Origin of the sequence: Streptomyces curacoi, assembly GCF_001513975.1 — a bacterium.
GTDB lineage: Bacteria > Actinomycetota > Actinomycetes > Streptomycetales > Streptomycetaceae > Streptomyces > Streptomyces curacoi.
Genome location: NZ_KQ947998.1, coordinates 128996 through 144155, shown reverse-complemented (window position 1 = coordinate 144155; position 15160 = coordinate 128996). Strand labels below are relative to the sequence as shown.

Annotated in this window: 12 protein-coding genes and 1 pseudogene; 8 read left to right on the top strand and 5 right to left on the bottom strand. The window is 70.9% G+C overall.

Annotated elements, in window-relative coordinates; all coding sequences use genetic code 11:
• Positions 1-330 precede the first annotated feature (330 nt).
• A complete protein-coding gene (locus AQI70_RS35570) occupies positions 331-1683 on the bottom strand; it encodes a diacylglycerol/lipid kinase family protein (protein WP_062156571.1) in 1353 nt (450 codons plus the stop codon).
• 129 nt (positions 1684-1812) lie between these two features.
• Between AQI70_RS35570 and AQI70_RS35565 the strand changes: the two genes are divergently transcribed.
• Positions 1813-2346 carry a hypothetical protein gene (locus tag AQI70_RS35565; protein ID WP_062156570.1) on the top strand — a complete coding sequence of 178 codons (534 nt, stop codon included), beginning with the start codon at positions 1813-1815 and terminating at the stop codon, positions 2344-2346.
• Here AQI70_RS35565 and AQI70_RS35560 read toward each other — a convergent pair.
• A complete protein-coding gene (locus tag AQI70_RS35560; RefSeq protein WP_062156569.1) occupies positions 2336-3496 on the bottom strand; it encodes a serine hydrolase domain-containing protein in 1161 nt (386 codons plus the stop codon). The two genes, AQI70_RS35565 and AQI70_RS35560, sit on opposite strands and share 11 nt — an antisense overlap.
• Positions 3497-3870: 374 nt before the next feature.
• Here AQI70_RS35560 and AQI70_RS35555 point away from each other — a divergent pair, with 374 nt between their 5' ends.
• Positions 3871-5544, top strand: a complete 1674-nt coding sequence (locus AQI70_RS35555) for a sigma-70 family RNA polymerase sigma factor (protein WP_244181977.1) — start codon at positions 3871-3873, stop codon at positions 5542-5544.
• Here the strand turns inward: AQI70_RS35555 and AQI70_RS35550 are convergent.
• A complete protein-coding gene (locus AQI70_RS35550) occupies positions 5526-6239 on the bottom strand; it encodes a glycerophosphodiester phosphodiesterase (protein ID WP_062156567.1) in 714 nt (237 codons plus the stop codon). The two genes, AQI70_RS35555 and AQI70_RS35550, sit on opposite strands and share 19 nt — an antisense overlap.
• Before the next feature lie 45 nt (positions 6240-6284).
• Positions 6285-7346: an adenosine deaminase gene (locus tag AQI70_RS35545; RefSeq protein ID WP_062156566.1), complete on the bottom strand. Its 1062-nt coding sequence runs from the start codon at positions 7344-7346 to the stop codon at positions 6285-6287.
• A 421-nt stretch (positions 7347-7767) separates the two neighbouring features.
• On the opposite strand from AQI70_RS35545, the gene AQI70_RS40500 reads away from it, so the two are divergent.
• A complete protein-coding gene (locus AQI70_RS40500) occupies positions 7768-8457 on the top strand; it encodes a DUF4190 domain-containing protein (RefSeq protein ID WP_244181975.1) in 690 nt (229 codons plus the stop codon).
• A gap of 181 nt (positions 8458-8638) precedes the next feature.
• Here the strand turns inward: AQI70_RS40500 and AQI70_RS35535 are convergent.
• Positions 8639-9204: pseudogene (locus tag AQI70_RS35535) on the bottom strand (NADAR family protein).
• A gap of 187 nt (positions 9205-9391) precedes the next feature.
• Here AQI70_RS35535 and AQI70_RS35530 point away from each other — a divergent pair.
• From AQI70_RS35530 to AQI70_RS35510, 5 genes are all read left to right on the top strand, one after another.
• A complete protein-coding gene (locus AQI70_RS35530; RefSeq protein ID WP_062156565.1) occupies positions 9392-10927 on the top strand; it encodes a gamma-aminobutyraldehyde dehydrogenase in 1536 nt (511 codons plus the stop codon).
• An 83-nt stretch (positions 10928-11010) separates the two neighbouring features.
• Positions 11011-12258, top strand: coding sequence for an ABC transporter substrate-binding protein (locus AQI70_RS35525; protein WP_062156564.1), 1248 nt, complete (start codon positions 11011-11013; stop codon positions 12256-12258).
• Positions 12259-12263: 5 nt separating this feature from the next.
• Positions 12264-13409 (top strand): ABC transporter ATP-binding protein, encoded by a 1146-nt coding sequence (locus AQI70_RS35520; RefSeq protein ID WP_062156563.1) that lies wholly within the window; start codon positions 12264-12266, stop codon positions 13407-13409.
• A complete protein-coding gene (locus AQI70_RS35515; RefSeq protein ID WP_062156562.1) occupies positions 13409-14338 on the top strand; it encodes an ABC transporter permease in 930 nt (309 codons plus the stop codon). Before AQI70_RS35520 ends, AQI70_RS35515 begins: the two co-directional genes overlap by 1 nt.
• Positions 14339-15139, top strand: a complete 801-nt coding sequence (locus AQI70_RS35510; RefSeq protein WP_062156561.1) for an ABC transporter permease — start codon at positions 14339-14341, stop codon at positions 15137-15139.
• Positions 15140-15160 lie beyond the last annotated feature (21 nt).

Sequence of the window (15160 nt, the reverse complement as noted above, 5' to 3'; positions counted from 1 at the left end):
TGGGAATGGGGTCCGGCCTTGACGAAGGCCCCCGCCCGGCCTGGCGAGGCGGGCGAGCGGCTCGGGACGCCGTGTGCGGCGGAGAGATTTGTCTGTGCAGCCAAGGGGTGTGCGCTGCTCGGCAGGTGACTAGAGCGCGTTACTAGCGCGCTCTAGTTGTCCGTACTATTGAACGCCCCGCAGGTGATGTCAATAGCTTTGTCATGACGTATCGACAAGCGGTCCGGTGTCGGCGGCGACGGCGGAATCGCGGGCCGACAGCGGGAACATGGACGCCGCGACGGCCTTCAGCGGTGCCGTTCCGTCGTGGAAAAAGGCAGGTCAGCGGCCTTAGAAGAACGGGCCCCGGCGGAGCACCGCCGTCCGCCCCACCGTCGCCGCCAGCTTGCGCAGCCGGCGCCAGTCCAGGCGTGGCCCGCGCTGCGGGACGCCGGGGCGCCTGCGGGGGACACGGACGCGCAGGGCGCCGGGTGCGATGCGGCAGTGGACCGGGGCGGGCAGGACGAGGGCCTCGCCGTCGATCCCGGCCTCGATCTCCGCGCGGTCCGCCTCGACGACCACCTCGGGCGCGGTGACGTTGGTGAGGCCGCCCGGCGCGGGGTCGAGGAGCAGTGCGGCGGCCTCCGCGGCGCTGTCCACCCTGATGCCGAGGACGCCGAGGACCCCGGCGTCGAGGCGGTCGCGGCGGCCGAGTCCGAAGGGGTCGTCCGTGCGGTAGGGGTTGTTGCTGACCAGCACGGCATGCGGAGCGGTGAGGGTCGTGCCCGCCGCGCGGGCGGTCAGCCGCGGGCCCTGCTGGCGGGTGAGCAGGTCGGGCAGCAGTTCCAGGCTGGTGCCGATCTTGTCGTCGCGGTAGCCGGGGCTCTGGACTATGGCCGCATACGCCCCGAAGGAGGCGTTGTTGACGAAGGGCCGGTCGCCGGCGAAACCGAGGTCGACGCGGAGCTCCACACCGTCGGTGAGGGCGTCGAGGCAGGTGGCGGGATCGTCGCGGTCCAGGCCGAGGTCCATGGCGAAGTGATTGCGGGTGCCGGCGCTGATCACCAGGAACGGGATGTCGTGCTCGGCGGCTACGGCCGCGACCAGTGCCTGGGTGCCGTCGCCGCCCGCGACGCCCAGCAGGTCCGCGCCCTCCGCCACGGCCTTGCGGGCCAGCACGGTGACGTCCTGGTGCTGATCCGGGTCGAGCAGGACCACCCGTGCGCCGAGCTGTTCGGCCTTCTCCTTGAGCGCGAAGCGGACCACCTTCCCGCCGCCCGAGCGGGGGTTCATGATCAGGAAGGGGCGGCTCGGCGGCGGTGTCCTGCGCTCCCGCATCACCCGCACTCGGGTGCCGCCCGTGCCCCGCAGCGCGTACCGGCCGCTCCAGACGGCCACCGCCCACAGCCCCACGGACACCAGCAGCGCCCAGAAGAGGGTGGCCGCGAACAGGGCGACGAGAGCGGTCGGCACCGTCACGGCCACGACGGCCGCGGCCCAGCGCAGCCGTCCGCGCAGGGTCAGCGTCCACCACACGGCGACCGCGCTGAGCCCCAGGCCCGCCGCCCCGGCGACGAGCAGCAGGACGCCGCCGACCCCGCCGTGGGCGAGCGGCACGAGCACCGCGAGCCCCGCCGCGGCCAACGCCGTACGCGCCGCCCACCGCTGGCCCCGGTAGGCCCGCTCGCTCAAGTCCAGGCCCATGAAGGCTCCCTTCGCCGCGGACATCGTAGGGCCGGCGTGTTACGGGCTGAATGACCGCGGTCAGGTCGGGGGGTCCGGCACGCGCAAACCTGTTTTGAACGTGTTCAACTCCAGGCGTACGCTACCCCCATGAGCGACAGAGCCGCCCTGCTCAAGGGCATCCGCGTCTGGCTGGCCTTCTTCGTCGTCTGCCTGGTGCTCAGCGGCGCCACGGCCTTCCCCCTCGTCCACGAACTGCGCTGGACCGAGGACCTGTTGCGTGCCCTGTCCGTGCCGGAGCACCTCCCGGGCCTGATGGACTGGATCGAGCGAGTGCGGCGCGGACTGGACGCCGCGGACGCCGACTACCCGTTCCTCCTCTACGGCACGGACTGGCTGGCCTTCGCCCATCTCGTCATCGCGGTCGCCTTCTACGGCCCCTACCGCGACCCCGTCCGCAACATCTGGGTCGTCGAGTTCGGGATGATCGCCTGTGCCGGGATCATCCCGCTCGCCCTCATCTGCGGGCCGATCCGCGGCATTCCCTTCTGGTGGTCGGTGATCGACATGTCGTTCGGCGTGTTCGGCGTGGTTCCGCTGTATGTCGTGCGCCAGAGGATCAAGCGGCTGGAGGCACTCACGGCGCCCGCGGCGCATCCGGCCGCCGTCGCCGTCAGCGGTTGAACGCGGGGAAGGCGAAACGCTGGGCGATGGCCAGGCCGTCGCCCCTCGCGTCCGTCGAGTTGACGGAGTAGACGACGGTCCGGGAGAGGTCGCGGGTGGCCGCGAGGATCGTGTGGTAGCCGGGGCGGGATCCCGTCTTGCCCCAGACGGTCCGGCCGTTCACCTCGACCCGCGAGAACGGCGCGCCCATCGTGGCGTCGACCGCGGCCGGCACCGCGAACATCTCCTTCAGCTGCGGCTCCGGCACGATCCGCCCGCTGAACACGCCCACCAGCAGCCGTTCGAGGTCCGCGGTCGTCGAGATCATGTCGCCGGCCGCCCACCGGTCGGACATGTTCCACTCGGTCACGTCCACCAGCTTGCCGTCGATCCAGTCGTACCCGCGGTTGTGTGGACCGTGGACGAGCGGGTCGGGGCCGGCGGGGAAGCAGGTGTGCCGCATGCCGAGCGGCCGGAAGATCCGTACGGCGGCCTGGTGGGCGTACGAGTCGCCGGTGACCTTCTCGATCAGCATGCCGAGCACGGTGTAGTGGATGTTGCCGTAGTCCTGTCGCTCGCCGGGTGCGTACTGGCGGTCGGGGCCCTTGGCCACTGACGCGGCGACGACCTCGGCGGGCGTCAGGGTCTCGAAGCGGTGGGGGTACATGTCCTCGGTGCTGTCGCCGAGGGACTTGCCCGGCTGCAGACCGCTGGTGAAATTCAGCAACTGCCTCACTTCGACGGGCTGAAACTCCTCGGTGAGCAGGCCCGGCAGATACTCCTGCACCGTGCCGTCGAGCGAGATCCGCTTCTCGGCGGCGAGTTGCAGCACGATCGCCGCGGTCACGACCTTCGTCGTCGAACCGGCCCGGAAGCGGGCGTTCTCCAGCGCCGGCGCCCCCGTTCTCATGTCCCGCACCCCGGCCACCCCGTGCCAGCTCCCCTTGCCGCCGACGCGGATCAGCGCGGCCGTGGCATCCCTGTCGGGCAGCCCCTTCAGCGCGGCGCACAGGGCCTTGACGTCGGGGCCGTCCGCCGGAGCGGTCTCGATCGCCTGCGCGGAACACGACGCCGCCGCCGGCCGCGCGGTCGCCGTCCCGGCCAGTGGCACTGCGGCCAGGGTCAGGGCGAGCGCGGAGGTGAGGAGGGCGGGAAGCGGGCGTACGGGCATGTGCTGCTCCTGGGTCGGTGGAAGGTTCGTGATCATCGTCCGGCCGTACGGCCCCGGACGGATCGTCGGTGCGGAGGGCCTTCGACCCTGGGGAATCCCGGAGCAAGTGCCTTACAGATCAAGGGGTTTGTAAGGGATCGCCCTTACGGGCCCCCGGCCGGGGACGGTCTTCGCCGCCGCTCGCCGAAAAAGTGTTATCGCCCCGCTCTTCACCGCGTCTCCACTCGCGTCCCGCATCCCCCATCCCCCACGCCCGGGAGCCGCCCCATGTCCCGCCCGTCCACGAAGCGGAATGTGATCTCCGACATAGGTAAACGCACAGGTCGGGCTGAGAAGGTGCGTACGGGCAGCAAGTGATCCGGGAGAGGACGTACGTGGACGAGGGAGCCGGCCGGCAGTGGCGCTCCACCATCGCGGCGGCGCAGGCCGGTGACCGGCAGGCGCTGGACGAGCTGGTCGAGGGCTGGCTGCCGCTGGTCTACAACGTGGTGGGACGCGCCCTGAACGGCCATGCCGACGTCGACGACGTCGTGCAGGAAACCATGCTGCGCGCCGTCGACAACCTCGGCTCGCTGCGGGACCCCGACAGCTTCCGCTCCTGGCTCGTCGCGATCGCCATGCGGCAGATCCGGGACCGGGCCCGCCGCAAGCGGCCCGCCCAGCTCGACGAGTCCGCCGCGCACGAGGCCACCGACTTCGCCGAACTAACCGTGCTGCGGCTGCAGTTGGAGGGCCAGCGGCGCGAGGTCGCGGAGGCGGTGCGCTGGCTGGACGACGAGGACCGGCAGCTGCTGTCGCTGTGGTGGCTGGAGGTCGCGGGCGAGCTGACCCGGCGGGAACTCGCCGCCGCGGCCGGGATCAGCCGGCAGCACGCCGCGGTACGCGTCCAGCGCGTGAAGGAACGGCTGGAGACCGCGCGCGGCATCGTGCGGGCGCTGGACGGCGCCTGCCCCGGCCTGCGCGAACTGACCGCCCGCTGGAACGGCCGCCCCGACTCCGTCTGGCGCAAGCGGCTGGCCCGGCACATCAGGGGCTGCGGGTACTGCGGTGACACCCGCGAGTCCGTCGTACCGGCGGAGCGGCTCCTCGTCGGTATCGCGCTCGTCCCGATCCCGGTCGGCTTCACGCTGTCGCTGGCCCTCGGCGGCAAGACGGCGGTCGCGGCCACGGCCACGACGACCTCCGTCGGCTGGTCCGCCAAGGTGATGGCCGCGATCACCCAGCCCGCCGTGGCGGTGACGGCCGGGGCGACGATCGTGGCGGGCGGCGCGTACGTCGTCACCCAGACCCCGGACGCCCCGCCGCGCGCGGCCGCTCCCACGGCGTCGAGCACGTTCCGCCCACCGGCGCCCACGCCGTCCGTGACCCCGTCGGCCACGCCCTCACCGTCGCCGTCGCGGACGCGGAAGGTCGAGCTGTACGGCACGGTCGTCGACGCCGTCGACCAGGCTCCCGACCCCGACGCCCGGCCCGCGGCCCTCCCGCAGCGCCCCGAGTCCGGCATCACCAGCACCGGCGGCCGGCAGGCCGTGATGCAGCACCGCGGCGACAGCGTGACGCTCAGCGGCCAGGGCTATGTCCTGGTGCGCTGGCAGATCTCGCCGCACTCACGGCCCGGCGCGCTGGTCATGCCGGCCTGGACCGGCCTGAAGGGCAAGATCTTCCACGTCGCCTCCGGCGGTGGCCGCCGCATGGACGACGTCGTCGGGGACGGTTCCGACCGCGGCTACGTCACCGGCATGGGCGGCCCCGAGATCGGCTACGCGGTGCTGCCGAACGGCACCCAGCAGATGTGGCAGAACGAGTACTTCTACCTCGACGGCACGGTCACCCTCACCCAGAACGAACGCGGCTGCGACTACGGCCTGACCGTCTTCCCGTCGACCTGGGAGGCGGCGAACGAGGACGTCCGCCACGGCCCCGACCGGGGCGCGATCCGCTACGGCCTGGTCCGCGACACCGGCAACGACACCGCACCGGTCCCGCAGTACGTCACCCGCGGGACACCGGCCGATCCGGCGACCGTGCCTCAACGCTCCCGGGTGTAGCGGTCCCGGGAGTCGCTCCCGCGCAGGGCGCACAGTACGTCGACGCGGTTGGTCGTGATCGAGTCGACGCCCAGGTCCAGCAGGCGGCGCATGGAGCGCCGGGTGTCCGGGGTCCAGACGGACAGCAGGTGGCCGTCGCGGTGGACGCGCTCGGCGAGGGCGTGGCTGACCAGGCCGAAGCGGTAGTTGAGCCAGCGCGGACGTACCGCGTCCAGCAGGGCGGGGCGCGGCGGCGCCAGCGTCGTCCAGGTCAGGGCGATCTCGGCGGTCGGGTCGGCGGCGCGCACGGCGAGCATGGCCGTGGGGCCCGCGCAGTAGTACACGCGGTCCTGGGCCCCGCAGGCGCGCACCACGTCCACGACCCGGCGCGCCGCCCGCACCTCGGGCGTGCCCGGCAGGTCGAGCATCACCCGGCTGCCGTCACAGGCCGTCAGCGCCTCCTCCAGCGTCGGCACCCCGCCCGCCGTGAGCCCCCGTACCTCGGCCGCGGACAGCGCGAGCAGCGGCCGGTCCTGCTCCCACAGCCGCTTGAGCGTCTCGTCGTGCAGCAGCACCGGCACACCGTCCCTGGTGAGCCGTACGTCGATCTCCAGCGCGTCCGCGCCCAGCCGGAGCGCGGAGCGCAGCGAGTCGAGCGTGTTCTCGCGGACGCGGTAGGGGTCGCCTCGGTGGGCGACGGCGGTCACGTTCTGCATGGGGACATTGTGGTGGGGCGGGGCCTGTGCCGGGTGCGGGGAGGGTCAGGGGGTGAGCCAGTCGGTCGTGTACGTGTCGATCTCGGCCTTGATCCGGGCCTTGCCCGCATCGTCGAGGAAGGAGGCGGTCACGGCGTTCTTGGCGAGGTCGGCCAGGCCCCGCTCGTCGAGGTCGAGCAGGCGCGCGGCGACCGCGTACTCGTTGTTGAGGTCGGTGCCGAACATGGGCGGGTCGTCGGAGTTGACGGTGACGATGATCCCGGCCCTGGCGAACTCCTTGACCGGGTGCTCGTCGATCGTGCGGACCGCGCGCGTGGCGATGTTGGAGGTCGGGCACACCTCCAGCGGGATCCGGTGCTCGGCGAGGTGCGCGAGCAGCTTCGGGTCCCGCGCGGAACTCGTGCCGTGCCCGATGCGCTCGGCGCGCAGGTGGGTCAGGGCGTCCCAGACCGTCTCCGGCCCGGTGGTCTCACCGGCGTGCGGCACGGAGTGCAGTCCGGCGTCGATCGCCCGGTCGAAGTACGGCTTGAACTGCGGCCTCGGGACGCCGATCTCGGGCCCGCCGAGCCCGAAGGAGACCAGGCCCTCCGGGCGCAGCCGGTCGTCGGTGGCGAGCCGCGCGGTCTCCTCGGCGGACTCCAGGCCGGCCTCGCCGGGGATGTCGAAGCACCAGCGCAGTACGGTCCCGAACTCGGCCTCGGCCGCCTTGCGGGCGTCCTCGATCGCGTCCATGAAGGCCCGCTCGTCGATGCCGCGGCGGGTGGAGGAGAACGGGGTGATGGTCAGCTCGGCGTAGCGCACCTGCTGCCGGGCCAGGTCACGGGCCACCTCGTACGTCAGCAGCCGTACGTCCTCCGGGGTGCGGATCAGGTCCACGACGGACAGGTACACCTCGATGAAGTGGGCGAAGTCCGTGAACGTGAAGTAGTCCGCCAGGGCCTCCGGGTCGGTGGGGACCTTGGAGTCGGGGTGACGGGCGGCGAGTTCCGAGACGATGCGCGGGGAGGCGGAGCCGGCGTGGTGGACGTGCAGTTCGGCCTTGGGCAGTCCGGCGATGAACGCGTGCAGATCGCGCGGGGCGCGGGCGTCGACGAGACGGTCGGTCAAGGTTCCTCCCCGGGAACGGCGTCTCCGGCCGGGTGTGTGGCCGGCGGGACGCGGGTGATCGGCTGATCGGTGACTCGGGGATCATCGTAGGCCGGGCCTCGTCGGCGTTTGCCGGGGCCTTAGCATGACGGCACGTACAACAGGGGGGATCGTGCGCATGTCCGACGACGCGCAGACGCCGGAAGCGCCGGAAGCGCCGGAAGCGCCGGATGCGCCGGATGCGCCGGGAGTGCCTGGCGATGCGGCCGCAGGGGGATCGGCTTCGCCGGACGAGAAGCTGTCCTTGGGCAAGCCGGGTGCGGCGAGCCTGAGTGGTACGGCGGGCCGGGGTGGTGTGGGGCCGGGCAGCCCGGAGTCCCGTCCGGAGCCGGATCCGTGGGCGACGCCGACCGCGGGGGCTGGGGCGCAGGTGCCTGGCGCCGTGCCCGGGGGGCCTGGGCACACCCTCGTCTCGCACGAACCGCCGGCCTGGCCCGCCCCGTCCGTGCACGACCAGCAGACGGTCACGTCCCTGCCGCCCATGGGCGTGCCGCCCGAGACACGGGACGCCGTGCCGGCGCCGCCGTCGTGGGTGAACCCGTCGGCCGGGCCGGGCGCCGCGCCGCCGTCGGACGGCGCGCCGGCCAACCCCTTCGCGCCGCCCGGTCCGACGGCCGGTCCCTTCCCGCCGCCCGGCTCGCCGGTCAACCCCTTCGCGCCCCCGGTCATGGCCGGCCGCCCCTACGCCGCTCACGACGAGCCCGTGCCCCCGCCGCCCATCGCGCCCGACGGCCCCGGCCAGGTTCCGTACGGCTATCCCGGCGGCCATGGCTACCCGCCGGGCCCGAGCGCCGCGGGCTACTACGGCTGGCCCGGAGTGCAGGCCATGCCGAGCAACGGGCTCGGGACGGCCGGGCTCGTGCTCGGGATCATCTCCGCCGTGATCTTCTGTCTGTGGCCGGTGGCCATCATCCTCGGTGTGCTGGCCCTGATCTTCGGCACGATCGGGCGGGGCAAGGCGCGGCGGGGGGAGGCGACGAACGCGGGGCAGGCGCTGGCCGGGGTCATCTGCGGGGCGGCGGGTGTTGTCCTCGGGCTGGTGATGCTGGCGTTCCTGATAGCGACGTCGTAGGAACCGCCGGGATGTTCCACCCCCGCCCGGCGTCGAGGTTCTCAGCCTGTCTGGGGGTACCCCCTGCTCGAAGAGCTTGGGGGAGTTTGAGGACGAGGCCCGTTCAGGGCCGAAGTGGGGGTCTGGGGGCCGCAGGCCCCCAGGGACGGGAAGGGTAGGGGCGGCGGGGGCGAGAAACGCCCTACCCCCGCAACCGCTCCCGCGCCTCCATCAACGCGAACCCCAACAGATTCGGCCCCCGCCACCGCTCCGGATCCCCGGCCCCCTCGTCACCCGCCGCCAACCCGATCCCCACACCCGGTCCACCGGACTGGCCTCCACCAGCACCCGATCCCCCGTCCCCAGCAGAAACTCCCGCAGATCCGCATGCGCGCCGAACTTGTGGACGGACCCCTCCACCACGATCCGGAACCGCTCCCGCTCCCATCTCGCCTCGTCGAACCCCCGCACCAGCCGCCCGGCCTTCTTCGCCGCGGCCGGATGCCCGGCGTCCAGCACCCGCCGCTCCGCCTCCGCGTCACCGAACAGCCGTGCCTTCTCGGCCATCATCCAGTGCTCGGCGGTCGCGTACGCCACGCCGTCCACCGTGAAGGGCGACGGCCACCACTGGCTCAGACAGCTCGCGCTCACCCGACCGTCGGGCCGTGGCCGGTGCCCCCAGAAGTGCAGATACTTGACCCTTGCCCCCGCACGGACCTCCCTGACCAGGAGATCCCAAGAATCGATCTTCGCCATGCCTTTGAGCATGGCACGCACCACCGACAATCCGTCCCCCGTTTTTCCGGCCCACTCGACACCTCGTGTACAGATTCCGTCGCGTAATCAAAAGGCAACAACGGAATCACTTGTTGGAGCCGCCCTGCTCTGTCAGGATCGGCACTCAAATCGAGCCTGAGCCACGCCGGCCCCTCGCGGGGACACGGAGGAGAGCGACATGCACAACCCGGGCACCGCCACCCCGGAACGATTCCCGGCCCAGGACCGCTTCACCGACGGCGCGCAGTACATCGCGGGCCGCCCGGCGAAGGGGACCTCGGGCCGCACCCACGCCGTCGTCGACCCTGCCACCGGCGAGGAGGTGTACACGTACGACCTCGCCGGCACCGATGACGTCGACGCCGCCGTCGCCGCCGCGCGCGAGGCCTTTCCCGGCTGGGCCGCCGCCACCCCGGGCGAGCGCGCCGACGCCCTGCACCGCTTCGCCGCCGTCCTCGCCGAACGCGCCGAGGAGCTCGCCCGCGCCGAGTCCCTGCAGTGCGGGAAGCCGCTGAAGCTGACCCGTGAGTTCGATGTGCCGGGCACCATCGACAACACGGCCTTCTTCGCCGGTGCCGCCCGCCATCTGCAAGGGCAGTCCGCGGGGGAGTACTCCGGCGACCACACCTCCTACGTCCGCCGCGAACCCATCGGCGTCGTCGGCTCCATCGCCCCCTGGAACTACCCCCTCCAGATGGCCGCCTGGAAGATCCTCCCGGCGATCGCCGCGGGCAACACCATCGTGCTCAAGCCCGCCGAGCTCACGCCCCTGACCTCGCTGCTCTTCGCGCAGGCCGCCACCGACGCCGGGATCCCCGACGGGGTCGTCAACATCGTCACCGGGACCGGGAAGGAAGCCGGTGAGCACCTCGTCGGCCACCCCGACGTCGCGATGACCTCCTTCACCGGCTCCACCGCCGTCGGCAAGCGCGTCGCCGAGATCGCCACCGGCACCGTGAAGCGGATCCATCTGGAGCTGGGCGGCAAGGCGCCGTTCGTCGTGTTCGACGACGCCGACCTCGAAGCCGCCGTCCACGGCGCCGTCGCCGGCGCGCTCATCAACACCGGGCAGGACTGCACGGCCGCCACGCGCGCGTACGTGCAACGGCCGCTCTACGAGGCCTTCGTGGAGCAGACGGCCGCCCTCATGGAGACCGTCCGGCTCGGTGATCCGTTCGCGCCGGGCACCGACCTCGGGCCGCTGATCTCCCACGCCCAGCGCGACCGCGTCGCCGGGTTCGTCGACCGTGCGCGTGCCTACGCGCGCGTGGTGACCGGTGGCGAGGCGCCGCGGGGCGAACTGGAGAACGGCGCCTACTACCGGCCCACCCTCGTCGCCGACGCCCCGCAGGACAGCGAGATCGTCCAGTCCGAGATCTTCGGACCGGTCCTGGTCGTCCTGCCCTTCGACGGCGACGACGAGGGGATCCGGCTCGCCAACGACACCCCGTACGGGCTCGCCGCCTCCGCCTGGAGCCGCGACGTCTACCGGGCGAACCGCGCCACCCGCGAGATCAAGGCGGGCTGTGTGTGGGTCAACGACCACATCCCGATCATCAGCGAGATGCCGCACGGCGGCTACAAGGCGTCCGGCTTCGGCAAGGACATGTCCGCGTACTCCTTCGAGGAGTACACGCAGATCAAGCACGTCATGTTCGACAACACGGCGGTGGCCGGGAAGGACTGGCACCGCACGATCTTCGGGGACCGATAGCCAGATCAGGGGGAGCAGCCGGCCGCCCGACCCACGACCGGCCTCCCCTCCCTTCCGATCTCTCCCGAAAGGGCACCACGCGCATGGAGCAGTACGAGCCCGACCGCCTGTCCCCGGCCCAAGTGGCCGCCATGCGGCGCAGCCTGCTGAGCGGCCGGGCCGCCATGACTCGGCGTTCCCTGCTGCGCGCCTCCGCGGGCGGCGCGCTCGCGCTGGGCGGACTGGGAACGCTCAGCGCCTGCGGGATCCCCGCGGCCGGCAAGACCGAGGGCGGCACGTCCGCCGAGGACCACTCGGCCGAGGAGAAGGTGGTCAACTTCTCCAACTGGACCGAGTACATGGACGTCGACGACAGCGGGAAGCGTAACCCGACGCTGGAGACGTTCACCAAGCGGACCGGCATCAAGGTCAAGTACACCGAGGACATCAACGACAACAACGAGTTCTTCGGGAAGATCAAGCCGCAGCTGGCCGCCGGTCAGGACACCGGGCGCGACATCATCGTCCTCACCGACTGGCTGGCCGGCCGCCTGATCCGCCTGGGGTGGGTCCAGAAACTGGACCCGTCCAACCTGCCGCACGCCTTCGCCAACCTGTCGGAGCAGTTCCGCAGCCCCGACTGGGACCCGGGACGGGCGTACTCGTACCCCTGGCAGGGCATCTCGACCGTCATCGCCTACAACAAGAAGGCGCTCGACGGCGTCGAGGTGAAGACGGTCTCCGACCTGCTCGACAACCCCAAGCTCAAGGGCCGCGTCGGCCTCCTCACCGAGATGCGCGACACCATCGGGATGACCCTGCTCGACATGGGCAAGGACCCCGCCAGGTTCACCGACGACGACTACGACGCGGCGATCACCCGCCTCCAGAAGGCCGTCGACAGGAAGCAGATCCGCCGGTTCACCGGCAACGACTACACCTCCGACCTCACCAGCGGAGACTTCGCGGCCTGCCTCGCCTGGGCCGGTGACGTCGTCCAGCTCAAGGCCGACAGCCCGGACATCGACTTCCTGATCCCGGACAGCGGTTACATGACGTCCAGCGACAACCTGCTCATCCCCAACAAGGCCCGTCACAAGACGAACGCCGAGCGGCTCATCGACTACTACTTCGAGCCGAAGGCCGCCGCCGAGCTCGCCGCCTACATCAACTACGTCTGTCCCGTCGACGGCGTGAAGGAAGAGCTTGCGAAGATCGACGAGGACGCGGCGAACAACCCGCTGATCCTCCCCGACAAGGCCATGCAGGCCAAGTCCCGCGCCTTCCGCTCACTGAGCTCGAAGGAAGAGACGGCCTACGAAGAGAAGTTCGCGAAGCTCACAGGGGCGTGACACCAATGACGAACGACACCAGCGGCGACGTCCGCCTCTCCGGCATCACCAAGACCTACGGCTCCTTCACCGCCGTACACCCGCTCGACCTGACCGTGCCCCAGGGCTCCTTCTTCGCCCTGCTCGGCGCCTCGGGCTGCGGCAAGACCACCACCCTGCGCATGATCGCCGGCCTGGAGGAGCCCACCGGCGGCACCGTCCACCTCGGCGACCAGGACGTGACGGCCCTGCCGCCGTACAAGCGGCCGGTGAACACCGTCTTCCAGTCGTACGCCCTCTTCCCGCACCTCGACATCTTCGAGAACGTCGCCTTCGGCCTGCGCCGCCGCGGCATCAAGAGCGTGAAGAAGCAGGTCGAGGAGATGCTCGACCTCGTCCAGCTCGGCGAGCAGGCGCGCAAGAAGCCGCACCAGCTGTCGGGTGGTCAGCAGCAGCGGGTGGCCGTGGCCCGGGCCCTCATCAACCACCCGAAGGTGCTCCTCCTCGACGAGCCCCTCGGCGCCCTCGACCTGAAGCTGCGCCGCCAGATGCAGCTGGAGCTCAAGCGCATCCAGACCGAGGTCGGCATCACCTTCATCCATGTCACGCACGACCAGGAGGAGGCCATGACGATGGCCGACACGGTCGCCGTGATGAACGCGGGCCGCGTCGAACAGCTCGGCTCGCCGACCGACCTCTACGAGAACCCGCGCACCACGTTCGTCGCCAACTTCCTCGGCACCTCGAACTTCATCGAGGCCGAGGTCGACGCCAGGAGCGGCGACGACATCGTGCTGAAGGCGGGCGGCGGCAAGCTCGTCCTGCCCGGGGCGCGGTGCGGCGCGCCCACGTCGACCGGCGGCAAGGTGCTCGTCGGTGTGCGCCCGGAGAAGATCTCCCTCACGCACGCGGACGAGGCGGGCGAGATCCCGGAGGGCCGCAACCGGATCACCGGCAAGATCGCCGACTCCTCCTTCATCGGCGTCTCCACGCAGTACGTCGTCGACAGCCCGGTCTGCCCCGACTTCGAGGTCTACGCCCAGAACATCGACCGCGATCCCCGGCTGGTGCCCGGCGCCGACGTCGTCCTGCACTGGAACCCGGCCCACACCTTCGGCCTGGACGCGGCTCAGGACATCGACGCCGGTGTCGACGAAGGGGCGGCCTCCTGATGTCGACGCTCACCGAGGCGCCACCGCCTCTGACCCCGACGGCCCCCGAGAAGAAGCCTCCGCGCAGACGCGGCCGGCTGGTGCCCTACTGGCTGCTCCTGCCCGGCATCCTCTGGCTGCTGGTCTTCTTCGCGCTGCCGATGATCTACCAGGCCTCCACGTCCGTGCAGACGGGCTCCCTGGAGGAGGGCTACAAGGTCACCTGGCACTTCGCCACCTACTGGGACGCCCTGTCCGAGTACTACCCGCAGTTCCTGCGCTCGGTGCTCTACGCGGGCTCGGCGACGATCCTGTGCCTGATCCTCGGCTACCCGCTCGCCTACCTCATCGCCTTCCGCGCGGGCCGCTGGCGGAATCTGATCATGATCCTGGTGATCGCGCCGTTCTTCACCAGCTTCCTGATCCGCACCCTCGCCTGGAAGACGATCCTCGCGGACGGCGGCCCGGTCGTCGGCGCCCTCAACACGCTGCATGTCCTGGACGTCACCGGCTGGCTCGGCATGACCGAGGGCGACCGCGTGCTGGCCACGCCGCTCGCGGTGGTGTGCGGTCTGACGTACAACTTCCTGCCGTTCATGATCCTGCCGCTCTACACCTCGCTGGAGCGCATCGACGGCAGGCTGCACGAGGCGGCGGGCGATCTGTACGCGAAGCCCTGGGTGACCTTCCGGAAGGTCACCTTCCCGCTGTCGATGCCGGGCGTCGTCTCCGGCACGCTGCTGACCTTCATCCCGGCCGCCGGTGACTACGTCAACGCCGATCTGCTCGGTTCCACCGACACCCGCATGGTCGGCAACGTCATCCAGTCGCAGTTCCTGCGCATTCTGGACTATCCGACGGCCGCTGCCCTCTCCTTCATCCTCATGGCCGCCATCCTCGTCATGGTGACGGTCTACATCCGCAAGTCCGGCACGGAGGATCTGGTTTAAATGACCTTCGTCAACTGGCTCAAGCGCAATCTCGTCGTCATCGCGGGACTGCTGACGCTCGCTTATCTCCTCCTGCCGAACATCGTCGTGACGGTCTTCTCCTTCAACCAGCCGAAGGGGCGCTTCAACTACGAGTGGCAGGAGTTCTCCACGGCCGCGTGGAAGGACCCGTGCGGCGTCTCCGATCTGTGCGGCTCGCTGTCGGTCAGCCTCCAGATCGCGTTCTGGGCGACGCTCGGCGCCACGCTCCTCGGCACGATGATCGCCTTCGCGCTGGTCCGCTACCGCTTCCGCGCGCGGGGCGCGGTGAACTCGCTGATCTTCCTGCCGATGGCGATGCCCGAGGTCGTCATGGCGGCCTCGCTGCTCACCCTGTTCCTCAACATGGGCGCGCAGCTGGGCTTCTGGACGGTCCTCATCGCCCACATCATGTTCTGCCTCAGCTTCGTCGTGACGGCGGTGAAGGCGCGCGTGATGTCGATGGACCCGAGGCTGGAGCAGGCCGCCCAGGACCTGTACGCCGGCCCGTTCCAGACGTTCCTCCGGGTCACCCTGCCGATCGCCGCCCCCGGAATCGCGGCGGGCGCGCTGCTCGCGTTCGCGCTCTCCTTCGACGATTTCATCATCACCAATTTCAACGCGGGCTCCACCGTCACCTTCCCGATGTTCGTCTGGGGTTCGGCACAGCGCGGCACGCCGGTCCAGATCAATGTCATCGGTACGGCCATGTTCGTCGTCGCCGTACTGCTCGTCCTGGCCTCCATGGTCATCGGAAACCGCAGAAACAAGCAGAAGGCATAAGCCCCTGTAGGGAGTTGAAAT

Coding starts and splice junctions, on each gene's coding strand:
- AQI70_RS35570 (WP_062156571.1), bottom strand. CDS start 1,683: ATGGGCCTGGACTTGAGCGAGCGGGCCTACCGGGGCCAGCGGTGGGCG.
- AQI70_RS35565 (WP_062156570.1), top strand. CDS start 1,813: ATGAGCGACAGAGCCGCCCTGCTCAAGGGCATCCGCGTCTGGCTGGCC.
- AQI70_RS35560 (WP_062156569.1), bottom strand. CDS start 3,496: ATGCCCGTACGCCCGCTTCCCGCCCTCCTCACCTCCGCGCTCGCCCTG.
- AQI70_RS35550 (WP_062156567.1), bottom strand. CDS start 6,239: ATGCAGAACGTGACCGCCGTCGCCCACCGAGGCGACCCCTACCGCGTC.
- AQI70_RS35530 (WP_062156565.1), top strand. CDS start 9,392: ATGCACAACCCGGGCACCGCCACCCCGGAACGATTCCCGGCCCAGGAC.
- AQI70_RS35525 (WP_062156564.1), top strand. CDS start 11,011: ATGGAGCAGTACGAGCCCGACCGCCTGTCCCCGGCCCAAGTGGCCGCC.
- AQI70_RS35520 (WP_062156563.1), top strand. CDS start 12,264: ATGACGAACGACACCAGCGGCGACGTCCGCCTCTCCGGCATCACCAAG.
- AQI70_RS35515 (WP_062156562.1), top strand. CDS start 13,409: ATGTCGACGCTCACCGAGGCGCCACCGCCTCTGACCCCGACGGCCCCC.
- AQI70_RS35510 (WP_062156561.1), top strand. CDS start 14,339: ATGACCTTCGTCAACTGGCTCAAGCGCAATCTCGTCGTCATCGCGGGA.